At 40.6% G+C, this 15,565-nt stretch carries 10 protein-coding genes and 1 pseudogene; 7 read left to right on the top strand and 4 right to left on the bottom strand.

Features of this window, described 5'->3' with window-relative positions:
- Positions 1–20 precede the first annotated feature (20 nt).
- The 3 genes from rsmH to BUC01_RS08820 form a co-directional block, all read right to left on the bottom strand.
- Positions 21–938, bottom strand: a complete 918-nt coding sequence (gene rsmH, locus BUC01_RS08830) for a 16S rRNA (cytosine(1402)-N(4))-methyltransferase RsmH (RefSeq protein ID WP_025834856.1) — start codon at positions 936–938, stop codon at positions 21–23.
- 38 nt (positions 939–976) lie between these two features.
- Positions 977–1,450 carry a division/cell wall cluster transcriptional repressor MraZ gene (gene mraZ / locus BUC01_RS08825; RefSeq protein WP_025834855.1) on the bottom strand — a complete coding sequence of 158 codons (474 nt, stop codon included), beginning with the start codon at positions 1,448–1,450 and terminating at the stop codon, positions 977–979.
- 336 nt (positions 1,451–1,786) lie between these two features.
- Positions 1,787–2,557 carry a LexA family transcriptional regulator gene (locus BUC01_RS08820; protein ID WP_025834853.1) on the bottom strand — a complete coding sequence of 257 codons (771 nt, stop codon included), beginning with the start codon at positions 2,555–2,557 and terminating at the stop codon, positions 1,787–1,789.
- Between the two features lie 235 nt (positions 2,558–2,792).
- On the opposite strand from BUC01_RS08820, the gene BUC01_RS25450 reads away from it, so the two are divergent.
- The 7 genes and pseudogenes from BUC01_RS25450 (at position 2,793) to BUC01_RS08790 (ending at position 13,136) form a co-directional block, all read left to right on the top strand.
- Positions 2,793–2,888 (top strand): smalltalk protein, encoded by a 96-nt coding sequence (locus tag BUC01_RS25450; protein ID WP_159106534.1) that lies wholly within the window; start codon positions 2,793–2,795, stop codon positions 2,886–2,888.
- Positions 2,889–2,951: 63 nt separating this feature from the next.
- Entirely contained in the window at positions 2,952–6,671 is a 3,720-nt protein-coding gene (locus BUC01_RS08815) for a PKD domain-containing protein (protein WP_073313405.1), read from the top strand.
- Positions 6,672–6,684: 13 nt separating this feature from the next.
- Positions 6,685–9,936 (top strand): DUF6443 domain-containing protein, encoded by a 3,252-nt coding sequence (locus BUC01_RS25835; protein WP_139261835.1) that lies wholly within the window; start codon positions 6,685–6,687, stop codon positions 9,934–9,936.
- A complete protein-coding gene (locus tag BUC01_RS08805) occupies positions 9,924–10,409 on the top strand; it encodes a hypothetical protein (protein ID WP_025836046.1) in 486 nt (161 codons plus the stop codon). The genes BUC01_RS25835 and BUC01_RS08805 overlap by 13 nt, the downstream gene beginning before the upstream one ends.
- Before the next feature lie 457 nt (positions 10,410–10,866).
- The gene (locus tag BUC01_RS08800; RefSeq protein ID WP_025836044.1) at positions 10,867–11,241 is read left to right on the top strand and encodes a hypothetical protein; all 375 of its coding nucleotides are present in this window, start codon (positions 10,867–10,869) and stop codon (positions 11,239–11,241) included.
- A 177-nt stretch (positions 11,242–11,418) separates the two neighbouring features.
- Positions 11,419–12,051: pseudogene (locus tag BUC01_RS25830) on the top strand (RHS repeat domain-containing protein); the annotation flags it as partial.
- Positions 12,052–12,659: 608 nt separating this feature from the next.
- Entirely contained in the window at positions 12,660–13,136 is a 477-nt protein-coding gene (locus tag BUC01_RS08790) for a hypothetical protein (RefSeq protein ID WP_073313397.1), read from the top strand.
- Positions 13,137–13,713: 577 nt separating this feature from the next.
- Here the strand turns inward: BUC01_RS08790 and BUC01_RS08785 are convergent.
- Positions 13,714–15,462 (bottom strand): hypothetical protein, encoded by a 1,749-nt coding sequence (locus BUC01_RS08785; protein ID WP_073313394.1) that lies wholly within the window; start codon positions 15,460–15,462, stop codon positions 13,714–13,716.
- Positions 15,463–15,565: the final 103 nt, after the last annotated feature.

Genomic DNA, 15,565 nt, shown 5'->3' with positions numbered 1-15,565 from the left:
CATTCTATTGCTTTACTCCTTTACCCCTTCTTTTCCGCTATCCTCAGTTTGGCACTTCTCGACCTCGGATTGCGTTCTATTTCCGCTTCATCCGGCACAATCACTTTGTTGTTTACCAGTCGGAACGGGGTTTGTACATTTCCGAAGAAATCCTTCTCCATTTTACCTTCCACATTTCCGGTTTTCATGATGTTCTTCACCATCCGGTCTTCCAGTGAATGATAGGTAATCACTACCAGTCGTCCGCCCGGCTTCAACGCTTCGGTTGCTGCATATAGCATTTCTTTCAGTGCTTCCATTTCCTGGTTCACTTCGATGCGCAATGCCTGAAATACCTTAGCCAGTTCTTTTTTCTCCCGTTCACGGCCGAAGAGTGGTTTTATAACTTCCAGAAACTCTCCGATAGTTGTTATCTTCTGTACGGTTCGTGCTTTTACCAGTACGGATGCCAACTTGCGACTGTTTTTCAGTTCGCCATACAGGTAGAAGATGTCTGCCAAGCGTTCTTCATCATAGTTGTTTATGATGTCTGCCGCAGTATCTCCCGCACGTTTATTCATGCGCATATCCAGTGCACCGTCAAAGCGGAATGAGAATCCCCGTTCGCTGTCGTCGAAATGGTGGGAGGATACTCCCAGATCGGCGAGTATTGCATCCACTTCTTCAATCTCATGATAGCGCAGGAAATTATGCAGATACCTGAAGTTGCTCCGCACGAAGATGAAATGCGGGTTGTCCACAATGTTTTGTTCCGCGTCTTCGTCCTGGTCGAATCCCAGTAGCTGTCCGCCGTCTCCCAACCGTGACAATATTTCGCGTGAATGCCCTCCACCGCCGAAAGTGACGTCTACATACGTCCCGTCCGGGCGGATATTCATTCCGTCCACACTCGGCATCAGCAGCACCGGTACGTGATATGTCAATTCTTCATTCCCCATTAACTACTACTTGTTAATCACTAATCACTACTTGTTAATCACTCTTCCTCTTCATCCCAGTCGTCTTCGTCTCCCAGAATCTCCTGCAAAGCTTCGCTGAATTCTTCCGGGTTCATAAACGGTTGTTCTGTTTTCTCTTTAGCCCAGATTTCTATCGTATTGTCCACACCAATGAAACGTACATCGCTCTGTATGCCGGCCATTTGCAGGTAACGTTTGGGCAGCAGGATGCGTCCGTTCCTATCGGGAACCATGATTTCCGCATCGCTCACAAATTGCCGGAAAATGTCTTGGTGTTTTGCGTTCCATTTGTTCAGGCGCTTCCGCAGTTGGTTTTGCGTCTTGAACCAAACGCTTTCTGGATAGAGTACCAGGCAGTCTTGAAATACATCTTTGCGCAGCACAAGTCTTTCTTCGGAGGCAGATTGCAGTTGCCTCCGAAAGCCGGCGGGGATAAATACACGTCCCTTTGCGTCGGTTTTCGCTTCTATGTTGCCCAAAAAACGTATCATTGCTACCTTATTATAATAAGCGACGGTAAAAGTACACATTTCCCCACAATCCCCCACAAGATTTAACTAAAAACTTTCTGAGAAGTTTTCAACACCCTGTTCATTGTTTATTTCGTTGATAATGAACTCTGTGCCGGAAAGCTTTATTAGTGGGGAATTGAGGCGTAAAAACCTTGTTGGTTTTGTGTTCGGACTGTACCTGCACCGTACCCGAGCCATACCTGCTCCATACCTGCTCCGTAGTTTCTCGTATGGAGGTACTTCTAACAGAAGAAGGTGTGGAGCAGGTATGGAGCAGGTACGGTTCGGATGCGGTGTGGAATCTTTTTTTCGATGTTATAGTCTTGCGCTTCTATCTACGATTTTTATAAGGTTGTAGAGTTCTGCTATTTCATCTAAATGTAGTTGGTAATCTCTGAACATGTCATTTAATGAATGGCAGGTGATAATACCATGCTCTACATCATGTGAGATGATTTTTTTGATGGAGATTCCTTCTGTACGGTGTATAATGATAAAATACCAGTCGTTGATGTGGAGGTGGTATTGCCATAGGTCGCGCCTGACTTCCCGACCCAGTACAATGTCTCCATCACAGATAGAGCTTCTGGAGCCGTCATCCATGCTGTCCCCTTCTGCTTCAAACAGGCGGTAGTTGCCATGGTAGGTGCGGTCTACTATAACTGGTAGCGTTGGCAAAGTGTCTATATATTCCTGGTCTCCGTATCCGTTGAGGTATCCGCATTGGGCGCGCAGGTGAACTAAAGGTACATTCATAAAACCTATGTTCTCTATGGGATGTACATTGGAAATAAATTGAGAGTTAGTATTTGCTTTCTGTACTTCTTCTTGCCTATCTATCGGGGTACTAACTGTTTCTTTCTCTTTTTCTCGATACATTTCTCCTTCACCTGTAAGTATCCAATTAGGGTTGTATTGCGGGAAACGTTGAGCTATTTTCTCGCAAGTCATCCTTGATGGTTTTCTTTCTTCGTTAATTAAACGGGTGATAGTTACGTTGTTATTTAATCCGATAGTGGCGCTGAAGGAATTTTTGTTGTATCCTTCCTGTTCCATAATTAGTTTTATTCTTTCCCAGCCTTCCATACTTGTATTTATTAAAGAGGTATATTGAAGAGAGTTAGTTAAATGCTGTAAAATGCTAACTTTATTCTAGGTAAAGTTTGTTTTAGTTGCGATAGTTAGTATATTTGCATCGTCAGACAACACCTTTCTTTGCAAAGAAACAAATTATGATTTAAAAGCACAAACATGTATGTATGCTTTGTGAATGTGATTACTAACTATTAACTAATTTTTAAAGATTAAAGGAGACTAAGTTATGAAAAAGTCAGTTTGGAACAAGATTTTGAAAGTGATAATTGCAGTAGCCTCGGCGATATTGGGGCGGATTGGCGGTAGTGAGAAGAAAGGGTAATTTAAACAGTAGGTTTATCTCCGGGAACTTCCCGGAGATGATAATAATTAAAAGTGATGTGTTATGAAAAAGATATCTGTACTATTTTTATTGATTATTTGGTTTGCTTTTACGGCGACAATTACTGCACAGAATACGGTACTTTCTCCTGCTTTTCCGCAAGTGATTCCTCAGAGTCCCGAAGTGAACAGGTTGATTGGCATGATTAATTATCCTGTGTCTTATAATACAGGGTTAGTGAAGACGGAAATCCCTATTTATGAAATAAAACTTAATAGTGGGTATACTTTACCTGTAAAGTTAGTATATCAGTCTTCCGGTTTTAAACCTAACGAACGTAGTTTTGTAGGTGCCGGTTGGAGCTTGGTAGCGGAACCGCAGATAGCGCATGCGGTGAATGGATTACCGGATGAAACTCCATATAAAGGACTATACATGAATAAAGGAGTAAATCTTAATGGTGAATTTGTTCAGGATACATTGGTTGATGCCATGTATGGACGTTATGACCTTGAGCCTGATCAATATTTCTACTTGTTACCTCACAAGGGGGGTAGTTTCTTTTTGAACAGACCGGCTAATAATAATTCCAAAAAGGAATTTGTAACTGTTCCTTATGATCCGATTCGGATAGGTAATTCTCCTGATTTGAAGAGTTTCAATATTACAGATACGGATGGTGTACGGTATGATTTTATTCCCATAGAATATACGGAGACTCAAACGGAGAATCAACAAACTGAAGCTATATCGGTGTATAAAGCTGAGCGTATTCTTACGCCAAATAAGGAATCCATCACTTTCTCTTACGAGGGGTTGACGGCAAGCAGTCCATATAAGTATACGCTTCGTAATTACGAGCAAAGTGCTACACTGGATATTAAAAGGCAATCGTCAAATGGTGATGCTACAATAGCATATTGTAATGGGAAGGAGAATGTATTGACCGATGAATTCATTAATTATCCTTATGAAAAATCAAATGGGCGTAAAGTGAAACTGATTCAGCGTGATGTGACAGGAACTTCTACGGTCGGTACTGAGATGAGAATAAGTACTTATAATGTTTTTCACAGTGATGGTATTAAGGATAATGACCTTGTTTTTATGTGTAATGATACTCGCACTACGAATTATTGGATACAGTCTATATCTTCCAAATATCTGAGCAGGATCAATTTTCCCGGTGGTAGTATAGAGTTTACTTATGCTATGATAACCGAATATCAAACAAGTCAGAAAGTCTTGAATGGAATTGTTATAAAGGATTATCTGGGAAATGTGGTGAAACGTTTTCAATTATTGACGGAGAGATTTGGCGAGCGTCCTTGCTTGAACGGTGTACTTGAGACTTCGAAAGACGGGCTTTCGCAGAGGCAATATAGTTTTCAGTACTGGGATCGGCGTGGAGTGGCTTATGATACTCCGCACGTAAACCCATGGGGATATTATCAACTATCAGGGAACAATCAGACGAATATTCCTGAATTGTATACTGAATTTGCGCTTTACAACGATAATGGCATTCCGGTCGATACTATGTATTTTCGTTATGGTGGGAAAGATTTTTATCAAAATGGTGATGAGGCTCCCGGATTGACATTTATGCTTAAGAGTGTCACCTACCCAACAGGAGGAAGAACAGAATTTCAATATGAACGTAATAGATTTGAGGAGTCTCATCGTACGAAATCGGTTTCCAATGGAAGTTTACGTATCAAGGAAATCAAGAATCTACAATCGGATGGTACGGTTGCATCACGGCGTATATTCAAATATGGTAGAGGAGAATACGGGCAAGGACTTCCTGTACGTGTGCTTACTTTCTATGATTTCATGACGTCTTACGAACAGGTTTGTTACAAACAGTTTGCTGGTATGGGTCCTCCTTCTTGGCTCGAAACATACAGGGTTTATAAAGTTGATTTGCATGCACGTCCTGTAGTCAATGATTATTTGGAATCTTCCGCTTCTATAGTATACGACTATGTGGCCGAATATGCGGACGAGGAGGGAAAATGTGGAAAAACCGTATATGAATATGATTATAGTAGCCTGAATGCTATCCGTTCCGTTCGTGAGGCTGTGCCTCCATATTGCCCTTTGCTTCATAAAAGAGCTAATCGTCCGTATAAAGACTGGAGTGTAGGGCAATTGCTGCGTAAAGCTGTTTATGATGGTAAAGGAAATCTGCTGAGTGAGCAAAAGAATACCTATAGAAAGATTGAAAATCTTAAGCAAATAACTTATATGAAACTCGAACCGCAAAAAAGTTATTTGTTTTATGACCCGGCTGTAACAAGTTGGGAGACAATACGTACTTTAAAGATAGGTAGAGTAGTTCCTAATCCTGTTGATAGCCGGGCTATTGCCAAAGGTGTGCCGGAACCTTACCGGTATGACGGTTCTTTGTCCTTCTTTACCGGATATAAACTGTTGACTTCTTCGGAAGTGAAAGAGTATGAAGGCGGTCGGACATTTGGCCGTAAAACTGAATATGAGTATAATGATTACTTATTACCTACCATGGTAAAGAATACATTGAACGGGGGAAAAACACAAGTTGAAAGTGTTTTTTATCCTACAGATTTCGCTGATGAAGTTTCAAAAACGATGGTAAACCGTAATATAGTGCGGCCGGTAATACATCGTGTTACTACTATGGGAAATGTAAAATATGACGTATATAATCCATATCGCCTGTCATCGGATATTCCTGTAGTAGATCGCATAGAGACGGGTAAAGGTGATAAAGAGAGGGAAACGCGCATACAGTTTATTAGGTACGATGATTATGGTAATTTATTGGAAGCGGTAAAGGATGGTTCGCAACGTATCTCCTATATTTATGGCTATGGCTCTTTATATCCGGTAGCTAAGCTTGAAGGTGCGGGTTATGAGTCTTTCCCGGAGAGGTTTGGACAGATAAAAAGTTATTCGGATAGCACGATGTTAGCAGGTACATGTGCCTCTTTGCGCTCTACTCTTCGAGGCATTGGATTGGTGACGTCTTATACTTATCGTCCACTTGAGGGAGTCAGTTCTGTAGTTGCTCCGAATGGGAATCGTAAGAGCTTTCATTATAATAAATTCGGGGAGTTAGCAGCTGAATTGGATTATGGGAATAATAAGGAAAAAGAATATTCTTATTACTATATGCGTAATAAAAAAGTGAATTTGTTGAGAATAAGTATATCAAGGGCGGAAAAATATCTTCTTGGGAATATTACTTTTAATGCTACTGTAAGTAGTGGTAATGGTGGCTATAAATACCAATGGTTCTTGACGGATGATGTAGATTTGCAATATCAGTCGCAAACAAGTACTTCATCAGGATTTGCTTATAATTTTACAAAGACAGGTACTTATCGTTTGACTTGTACTGTGACAGATTCTTCGGGTATGGTTGCTACTGATATTATATCTTTTGAAGTAATTCAAGAATTATATGTAGGTTTTGATAATATCAATTATTTTGAGGATGGAGAAGAAAGGTTCATGGAAGCTGTAATTAATTGTCCTGTGGATACAGAAATAACATTCGTTCTGCTTTATGAAACAAATAACTATAAGGGTATTCGTTTTTACATAGATAATAATGAGTTTAAACGTTATGGTAGCAGTGGAATGTACGATATGGTAAAAGTGAAATTTAAAAAAGGTACTTCGCGAATTTATGTAGTTTATAATAAAACAGACCAACTTTGCAAAGTACAGATGTTGGAGGCAACTAACGGGGTTAATATCAGATTTCCTTTAATGTTAGAGGGAATAACAAAATAAGCATTTGAAACCTATGAAACGATTAATATTATCTTTAATTATAATGTTTTCGGGATTATTCCCGATACAGATATTTGCACAATCTTTAAGTAACAACTATGTGCAAACGCGTATCTATCTGGAAGCCGGAAATGCTTCCAGGTGTATGGAGCAAATTCAGTACTTTGATGATTTGGGACGTGAAGAACAATTAGTACTGAAACAATTTGCGCCTAATGGACAGGATATGGTGTCCGGTGTGCAGTATGACAGTTATGGCAGGAAATGGCGGGATTTTATTCCGGTTCAATCAACCTATAGTGCCGGAAGCTATATGCCAAGCCTTTCTGAGCAAGCAGTCAGGTTCACAGGGGATGCTTCTCCTTACAAGGAAATTGGGTATGAAGATTCTCCTTTGGAACGAGTGCTCTCTGAAACAGGTGCTGGTGATGTTTGGCATAGTGCCAATAAGAAGAAGCGTAATGTTTATTTGGTGAATGATGCGAGTGTGAACGGGCTTTTGGCAGCCCGGTACTACACTGTATCTTCCGATTATAGCATAACACAAGGCTCTCCTTCTGTTTATGCTGTGGGAGAGCTTCGGGTAACTCTTGCAGTGGGTGAGGATAATGACAGTACACTGACCTTTATGGATAAACAGCAACATACTGTTTTGATACGCCAGCGCAACAAGGGAGTTTCGCATGATACTTACTATGTTTATAATGATTACGGACTTCTATGTTATGTTCTTCCACCGCAACAGGACGGAGGGATTGATGCGACGTCTTTGGGACTCTATGCCTATAGCTATAAGTATGACGACCGTGACCGCTGCATTGAGAAAAAACTTCCGGGCTGTGAACCTGTCATTCTGGTTTATGATCGTGCCGACCGTTTAGTGCTTGAACAAAATGGCGTTCAAAAAGGTAAAAAGCGCTGGACAGTATACAAATATGATGTACTGGGTCGCCTGCTTTATTCTTTTGAGCATACGGACGCGACGCCTGTTGCTACGCTGCGAGAAAGGTTGAAAAATATATGTGTTGAAGAAAGAGATTCGGGAACGGATAATTTAGGAATAGGCTATACAAACACTACCGTGTCTTGGGGTACTGACTTGCAGTTGATTCTTGTGAATTATTACGATGATTACAAGTTTCTTGCGTCACTGGGCTTAACAGAAAGTACCTCCCTGGCTTATCTGACAAAGTCAGGTTATGGTACCCGTTCGGATTATGCTGATGGTTTGCAGACGGGTACCCGTTCATATCTTCTGGATGGTTCCGGGAAATATACTGCTTCGGCAATGTATTATGATCAGAAGGGGCGCTTAGTACAACATCATTCTTCGAATGTTCGTGGTGGCTATGATAAGGAATATTATGCTTATAGTTTCACAGGCAAACCATTACGTCATCATTATTACCATTATGGTGGTAATGGCGGTTCTACTTCTGACAGGGAATATGTTTACAGTTATGATGATGCGGAACGCTTGACGGAAGTGCGTTATAGCTTGAATGGCAGTACGCAATCCGTACTGTACAGTAATAGTTATGACGGTTATGGACGTCTTCAGAAACGGAGCTATAATGCTAATGTATATTCCGCCTCGTACGCTTATAATATTCGTAACTGGCTGACTGGCATCAGCGGCAGTAAATTTACCCAGAACTTATACTACCATACGGGTAACGGAACTCCTTGTTATGGCGGTAATGTCAGTAGTATGACTTGGAAATCGGGTAATGAGAGTACGCTTCGTGGTTATAAGTTCAGTTATGACGGTTTGAACCGTTTGCTGACTGCCGCTTATGGTGAAGGTTCTGCGATTGGTACGAATGTGAATCGTTTTACGGAACAAGTTACGAATTATGATAAGAATGGTAATATCTTGGGCTTGAAGAGATACGGACAAACCGGTGCAAGTACTTATGGCTTTGTTGATAATCTTACTATGACTCTGACCGGTAATCAGCTGAAGACTGTAAACGATGCTGTCACTGCTACTGCATACAATAACGGTTTTGAATTCAAAGATGGCGCTAAGCTTACGAAAGAGTATTCTTATGATGCTAATGGTAACTTAACGGAAGATTCCAACAAGAATATTACAAGTATTCAATATAATTGTTTAAATTTGCCAAGTAAGGTAATGTTTAAGGATGGTAGCACGATAGCTTATACTTATGGCGGTGACGGTGCGAAGCTGAAAACGATACATAAAATTGGGGGATCTACTACGACAACTGAGTATTGCGGCGATGTAATCTATGAAGATGGTACAGCTAAAAGGATGTTGACTGAGGCTGGCTATGTTACTTTGTCCGACAAGAAACCTCATTATTATTTGCAGGATCATCAGGGTAACAACCGTGTAGTTATCAATGAATCCGGTAGTGTTGAGGAGGTGAATCATTATTATCCTTTTGGAGGGCTATATGCTAATAGTACGAATGTTCAACCTTATAAGTATAATGGTAAGGAATTGGATGTGAGGAAAGGATTGAATTGGTATGATTATGGAACGAGACAGTATGATGCGGCGGTAGGAAGATGGCATGCGGTGGATCCCCTGGCGGAAAAGTATTATGAAGTATCACCGTATGTATATTGTTTAAATGATCCTGTGAAACATGTTGATCCTGATGGGAAGATTGTAGGTACTGCCATTGGTGGAATTTTTGGTGGTATAGTTGGTGGATTCAGAGCTTATAGAGAAGGTCGGAATGTTTGGGCAGGTGTTGCAGAAGGTGCTGTTTCCGGTGCAATAACAGGTGCCGCTGTTGATTTAGCTGTTGGAAGTGCTGTAGCAACCGGTGGAGGCTCTCTGCTTGTTTTGGGAGTAGGAGCTGCTGCAGGAACTATTGGTGGTGCAGGTGGCGCTGTTGCTGGCGATGTTGTTGGGCAGGTTGTTGAACAATTAGATAAAGGAGAAGTTAAAATATCAACAGAGAATTTCTCTAGTAAAGCTGTAAATGGAGCGATTGCTGGTGCAGTTGGAGGAGTAGCAAGTGGTGTTGCTAGTAACTTAGGAAAAATGTTCACTACTTCTGCTAAGTCTATTCAGCAAACAATGTCGAATAATATAAATTCTACATCAACAGTTTTGAGAGAAATGGGGGCATCTGCTGAAACGACAGGTGTAGTGGTTAATCAAATAACAAAAGGAATGGGTGAGGTTGGAAAAAAGACGGCGAATTCAATTTGGAGAATTGATGCTGGGACTTCTATTACAACAGAGTTTTCATTAAAAATAACGGAGGATAAATGGAATCAGTAATTAGATTTATTTATAAATTAGCCTTATATGCGGGGCTTTTTGTATGTGGTAGTGCATTCCTTTTTTCTATAATTATGTATGTAATGTATAATGGTATAGGAAATGTTTTTAAATATGTACCAGCTGACAACTGTTCATATATATTGGAAAATGATACTGCTGTGAAGAGGCCTAGTATGGTGTTGAAATATCAATATCGTTTTAGAAATCAAACTTATAATGGTGAACATTCCTTTTTTAGTGAAGATATGAGAGAAAGTCTTGATTCTGTAACAGTTTATTGCAATACTGTCATCCCGTCTCTTAGTATGGTGAAAGGAGTACCTAACTCTGTGTATAAGCAAAGACATTACTTGGTACACATATGTATTTCCTTTTTAGGGTTTCTTTTTACTTTCCTTATTTGGAGATTTGCAGATCATGATAAATGGATTGGGGTGTATGCACGTGGAGAATATAAGAGTAAAAAATAGCGGGAATTAAATCCGCCTTAATTAAACAGCCCCTGTCTCATGTATTTTATGCGGCAGGGGTTGTCACTGCATTGGGAAAAAGTTTCCCGATTGTGAATCCATTACTCTAGCTTATGACCATACCGACCGTCTGTTACTTGAACAAAATGGCGTTCAAAAAGGTAAAAAGCGCTGGACTGTATACAAATATGATGGATTGGGACGTCTGATTTATTCTTTTGAGCATACAGATGTAACACTACGGGAAAGGCTGAAAAAGTGTATGTGCAGAAGAACGAGACTCTGGAACGGATAATTTAGGAGTAGGCTATACACACACTTTTGATGCACAAAAAAACTCGAGTTAAACAGGTTGGAACTCAGATGCTTAACTCTACAATAGGCCAAATGAATTCGAATGCTGTTGAAGAAATCGTAACAAGAGGAGTAGATAGATTTAACTTAAAAATGGATTGGAATGATGAAGAGTACAAGAAGCCCTAAGAAAAAAGAGAAAAGTATTCAGAGAAAGATAAACTGGGTTGTTTCTATTATATTAATTATTTTTCTGCCTATAGCGTATATCTATAAATGTCAGATGTTAAAGGAAAGTGGAATTACGGTTGGTAAGGTAATAAATATATATCGAAGACCTGGGACAGGAGTGGCTCGTGGAAAACTAGCGAGGATTGTGTATTATGTTGATAATCATCGATATGAAATAAATCCTTTTTGGCATCCTGGCGATAACAATACCGTTGGTGATTGTTTCTTACTTGAGTATAGTCTTGCAGACCCTCAAATAGCCGATGTATTATGGGAAAAAGGTAAACAGGCCTGTATGTCGGAATAACTATGGATTATTGTTTCAAGATTTGTCTATTTTTAGAGGTCTGAATCAATGGCTATCCTTATGTGTTTTTCCATGTAAGGGTAGCTTTTTAAATAGAATATCTGAGACTGATGGCGGGAAATTCATGAAACGACTAATGCTTTTTTGTTGTAATATTTTGCGATTATCTACGATGCTAAGTTCAAAGATGGCACTAAGTTGACAAAAGAATATTCCTATGATGCGAACGGTTACTTGACGGAAGATTCCAACAAGAATATTATAAGTATTCAATATAATTGTTTAAATTTGCCAAGTAAGGTAATATTTAAGGATGGTAGTACAATTGCTTATATCTATGGTACAGACGGAACTAAACTTCGTACGGTTCATCAGATAGGCGGCACTACAACAATAACTGAGTATTGCGGCAATGTGATCTATGAAAACGATACTGCTAAAAGGCTGCTGACCGAAGTCGGTTATATTACTTTGTCCGACAAGAAGCCTCATTATTATTTGCAGGATCATCAGGGAAATAACCGTGTGGTTATCAATGAATCCGGTAGCATTGAGGAAGTGAACCATTATTATCCTTTTGGAGGACTATATGCTAATAGTACGAATGTTCAACCTTACAAGTATAATGGTAAAGAGTTGGATACGAAGAAAGTACTGAATTGGTATGATTATGGGGCAAGGCAGTATGACGCGGCGGTAGGAAGATGGCATGCGGTGGATCCGCTGGCGGAGAAGTTTTATGTAGTATCACCGTATGTATATTGTTTAAATGCTCCTGTGAAGCATGTTGACCCTGATGGGAAGATTGTAGGTACTGCCATTGGTGGAATTTTTGGTGGTATAGTTGGTGGATTCAGAGCTTATAGAGAAGGTCGGAATGTTTGGGCAGGTGTTGCAGAAGGTGCTGTTTCCGGTGCAATAACAGGTGCCGCTGTTGATTTAGCTGTTGGAAGTGTTGTAGCCACCGGTGGAGGCTCTCTGCTTGTTTTGGGAGTAGGAGCTGCCGCAGGAACTATTGGTGGTGCAGGTGGTGCTGTTGCTGGCGATGTTGTTGGGCAGGTTGTTGAACAATGGTCAGAGGATAATATTAAGATCTCAACAGAGAATTTCTCTAGTAAAGCCGTAAATGGAGCGATTGCTGGTGCAGTTGGAGGGGTAGCAAGTGGTATTGCTAGTAATTTAGGAAAGTTGGTTACTACATCAACTAAATCTATTCAACAAACAATGTCGAATAATATAAATTCTACATCAACGGTTTTGAGAGAAATGGGAGCATCTGCTGAAACGGCAGGTGTAGTGGTTAATCAAATAACAAAAGGAATGGGTGAGGTTGGAAAAAAGACGGCGAATTCAATTTGGAGAATTGATGCTGGGACTTCTATTACAACAGAATTTTCATTAAAAATAACGGAGGATAAATGGAATCAGTAATTAGATTTATTTATAAATTAGCCTTGTATGTGTGGCTTTTTGTATGTGGTGCATGTTTTGTGTCTTATTGTTTCCTGTATGTAGCTCATAATGGTTTAGGAGATATTTTTTCGTATATTCCGACGATTGCCATGAATGTTTCTATAGATTTAAAGAAACGACCAGCTGTCATTAACTATTCTTATAAAGTAAATCAAAGAGAGTATTCGGGAGCCCAGGAAGTTGCAGTCAATGTAGCCCAAAAGTTACAAAAAACAGAAGTAGCTATTTTATATAATGAAACGTTTCCTATGATTAGTGAAATAAAAAATATCAAAGGGAAGAGCTCAAAATTGCATGAATGTACTCTGAAAATGGGATTGGGATTCATTGGCTTTCTTTTTGCTTTCCTTATTTGGAGATTTGCAGATCATGATAAATGGATTGGGGTGTATGCACGTGGAGAATATAAGAGTAAAAAATAGCGGGAATTAAATCCGCCTTAATTAAACAACCCCTGTTTCATGCATTTTATGTGGCAGGGGTTGTCACTGCATTGGGAAGAAGTTTCTCGACTGTGAATCCATTTCTTTGGTTTATGATCGTGCAGATCGTTTAGTGCTTGAACAAAATGGCGTTCAAAAAGGTAAAAAGCGCTGGACTGCGTACAAATATGATGGATTGGGACATCTGATTTATTCTTTTGAGCATACAGATGTAACACCAGTTGCAACACTACGAGAAAGGCTGAAAAGTGTATGTGCAGAAGAACGAGACTCGGGAACGGATAATTTAGGAATAGGCTATACACACACTTTTGATGCACAAAAAAACTCGAGTTAAACAGGTTGGAATTCAAATGCTTAATTCTACAATAGGCCAAATGAATTCGAATGCTGTTGAAGAAATCGTAACAAGAGGAGTAGATAGATTTAACTTAAAAATGGATTGGAATGATGAAGAGTATAAGAAGCCCTAAGAAAAAAGAGAAAAGTATGCAGACTAAAATAAACTGGGTTGTTTTGGGCGTACACTTAAGAATAGAAGCGTACGCCCATATTCTCACTCCATTCCGAACACTTTCCGGTAATGATCTACAGAATCTCCCATACCATTGGCGCCAGTTTGTGCATTGTATCCATACGTGTACTCTCCTAAATGGTCAAAATACAGAGTTGCGCAATCCGTGTTCCGGTCTTTGAACTTGCGGAATTCTTTCCAGAGGGCATCGTATTTCTCGATAGCCAGCCGGATCGCACTCTGGTCTACCGGATATTGTTTCGTTTCATAAAGATATCCTCGCAGATTGATGATCCAACCCTGCTCCATGATGGCATACAATAAATAACCATAGCGGGCAGAGGTTCGGATATAATGTTCGGTAGCTGTATCGGAGCAACGGACACGTTGTGCAAGATCTTCAATTTCCTGCCACAGGGCAGTAGCCAGTTTCTTTTCATACAGTGCCTCTTCCACGAGGTTCTTCTGATAAATATCGTCGAACATACTGCGTTGCCGGGGAACTCCGCCGATGATTTCATCACGTGTCCAGGTGGCTGCAAGCTTGTGTATCAATGAACCGCGTCCACGGATAATGGCGTCGGCAGAGAGCAAAGACAGACGCCGGAAATAAGGGCGGGTTTCGGGAGTGATACCTATTTTATCTGCGTATTCATCGAAGATTTCAGCTTCCGGACGTGACGGGTTCTGTGCCCATTTACTCATAACATAAGCATTCAGGTCACACCATAATTCATTCTTCAGGAAGGGACCACTCCACCCTCCACCGCGCGACCAAGTCCAGACACCCCTGAACAGGGAGTCTGTTTTGATGTCATTTAGGCAGCGCGGTGTCGGCTTACCTTTATATTCTTCGAATCCGTCAATCACACCGGCAGCGATGTAATTGGGATAGGCTCCTTTTCCTTCATATTCACGCTGGCATTGCACTTCTACAATTTGCTTGTGTTTGCCCAGTGTGAGAGTCTTGTTGAAAGGATAGGTGCGAAAGTAATCACCATTGGTGTGCTTGATGGCGATGTACAGATTGGGATGGACGGGAACCTGCTCTGTCACGGCCATATAATAATCCGGGCGAATGTGGAAGAAACCGAAGTCCCATGTACGGTAGATGATTTGTTTATTGCGGCGTACACAGACTTCCTCGCGCAGGAGGTTCATCAGGCGGATATGTGTCTGTATACTTTCATCATATGCTTTTTTATAGTCTACCGGTCCATTGCCCATGTGGTAAGGAATGTTATGCGTGTAAGTTTCTCCGGTGCGTATCACCAGTCCGTCCATCTCCGGAAAAGTATTGAAGAGTTCGCGGAGCATGAGACGATGGATTTCCCAGGTTTTCTCTTTCCGGAAGGAAATTTTGCCGCTTTCATCGCAAATCTCGGACTTGTATAACTCCACCAATCGCTTGGGCAGTACGATAATGTCTGTGAAGTAGTAGCACTTCAATCCTTGTTTGTGGCAATCTCTGATTTGTTGCCGGATCTCTTTTTGCAGGGATAAAGCCCATTCGCGTTCCTCGCTGCCTTTAGGAAATATACGCTTATCGAACTTGTCGAAGGTGAGGGCGCATTGCGGAAACTTGAACTCATTAATTACCATTCCATTGTAGCCGTATGCAGCGAGTTTGGCAGGTTCACGGAAAGACGTTTCGGTCATGGGTTCTCCTGGATTGTGATGCACCATATCCATAACAATGTAATCTTGAGGAACACTTTGCCCTTGCAGGGTAGAGAAAGATGCGGCGAGTAAAGAGATCGCCAGCCATTTCTTTAAATGAGGTTTTATCATAGTCCTGTTTTTTGGTTTCAAAGATAGGGCGGGTGGATATAAACAACTATAAATATCGTCTCAAAATCTATGATACTTATCCCAGTTTAACGTAATGTAGATA

This window comes from Bacteroides stercorirosoris (assembly GCF_900142015.1).
Classification (GTDB): Bacteria; Bacteroidota; Bacteroidia; order Bacteroidales; family Bacteroidaceae; genus Bacteroides; species Bacteroides stercorirosoris.
Note: the sequence above shows the minus strand (reverse complement) of the source record. Positions and strands in the feature narration are given on the sequence as shown.

What these genes read in the sequence shown, in the direction of transcription:
- rsmH (WP_025834856.1), bottom strand. Translation starts at nt 938, where the DNA reads ATGGGGAATGAAGAATTGACATATCACGTACCGGTGCTGCTGATGCCG.
- mraZ (WP_025834855.1), bottom strand. Translation starts at nt 1,450, where the DNA reads ATGATACGTTTTTTGGGCAACATAGAAGCGAAAACCGACGCAAAGGGA.
- BUC01_RS08820 (WP_025834853.1), bottom strand. Translation starts at nt 2,557, where the DNA reads ATGGAAGGCTGGGAAAGAATAAAACTAATTATGGAACAGGAAGGATAC.
- BUC01_RS25450 (WP_159106534.1), top strand. Translation starts at nt 2,793, where the DNA reads ATGAAAAAGTCAGTTTGGAACAAGATTTTGAAAGTGATAATTGCAGTA.
- BUC01_RS08815 (WP_073313405.1), top strand. Translation starts at nt 2,952, where the DNA reads ATGAAAAAGATATCTGTACTATTTTTATTGATTATTTGGTTTGCTTTT.
- BUC01_RS25835 (WP_139261835.1), top strand. Translation starts at nt 6,685, where the DNA reads ATGAAACGATTAATATTATCTTTAATTATAATGTTTTCGGGATTATTC.
- BUC01_RS08805 (WP_025836046.1), top strand. Translation starts at nt 9,924, where the DNA reads ATGGAATCAGTAATTAGATTTATTTATAAATTAGCCTTATATGCGGGG.
- BUC01_RS08800 (WP_025836044.1), top strand. Translation starts at nt 10,867, where the DNA reads ATGATGAAGAGTACAAGAAGCCCTAAGAAAAAAGAGAAAAGTATTCAG.
- BUC01_RS08790 (WP_073313397.1), top strand. Translation starts at nt 12,660, where the DNA reads ATGGAATCAGTAATTAGATTTATTTATAAATTAGCCTTGTATGTGTGG.
- BUC01_RS08785 (WP_073313394.1), bottom strand. Translation starts at nt 15,462, where the DNA reads ATGATAAAACCTCATTTAAAGAAATGGCTGGCGATCTCTTTACTCGCC.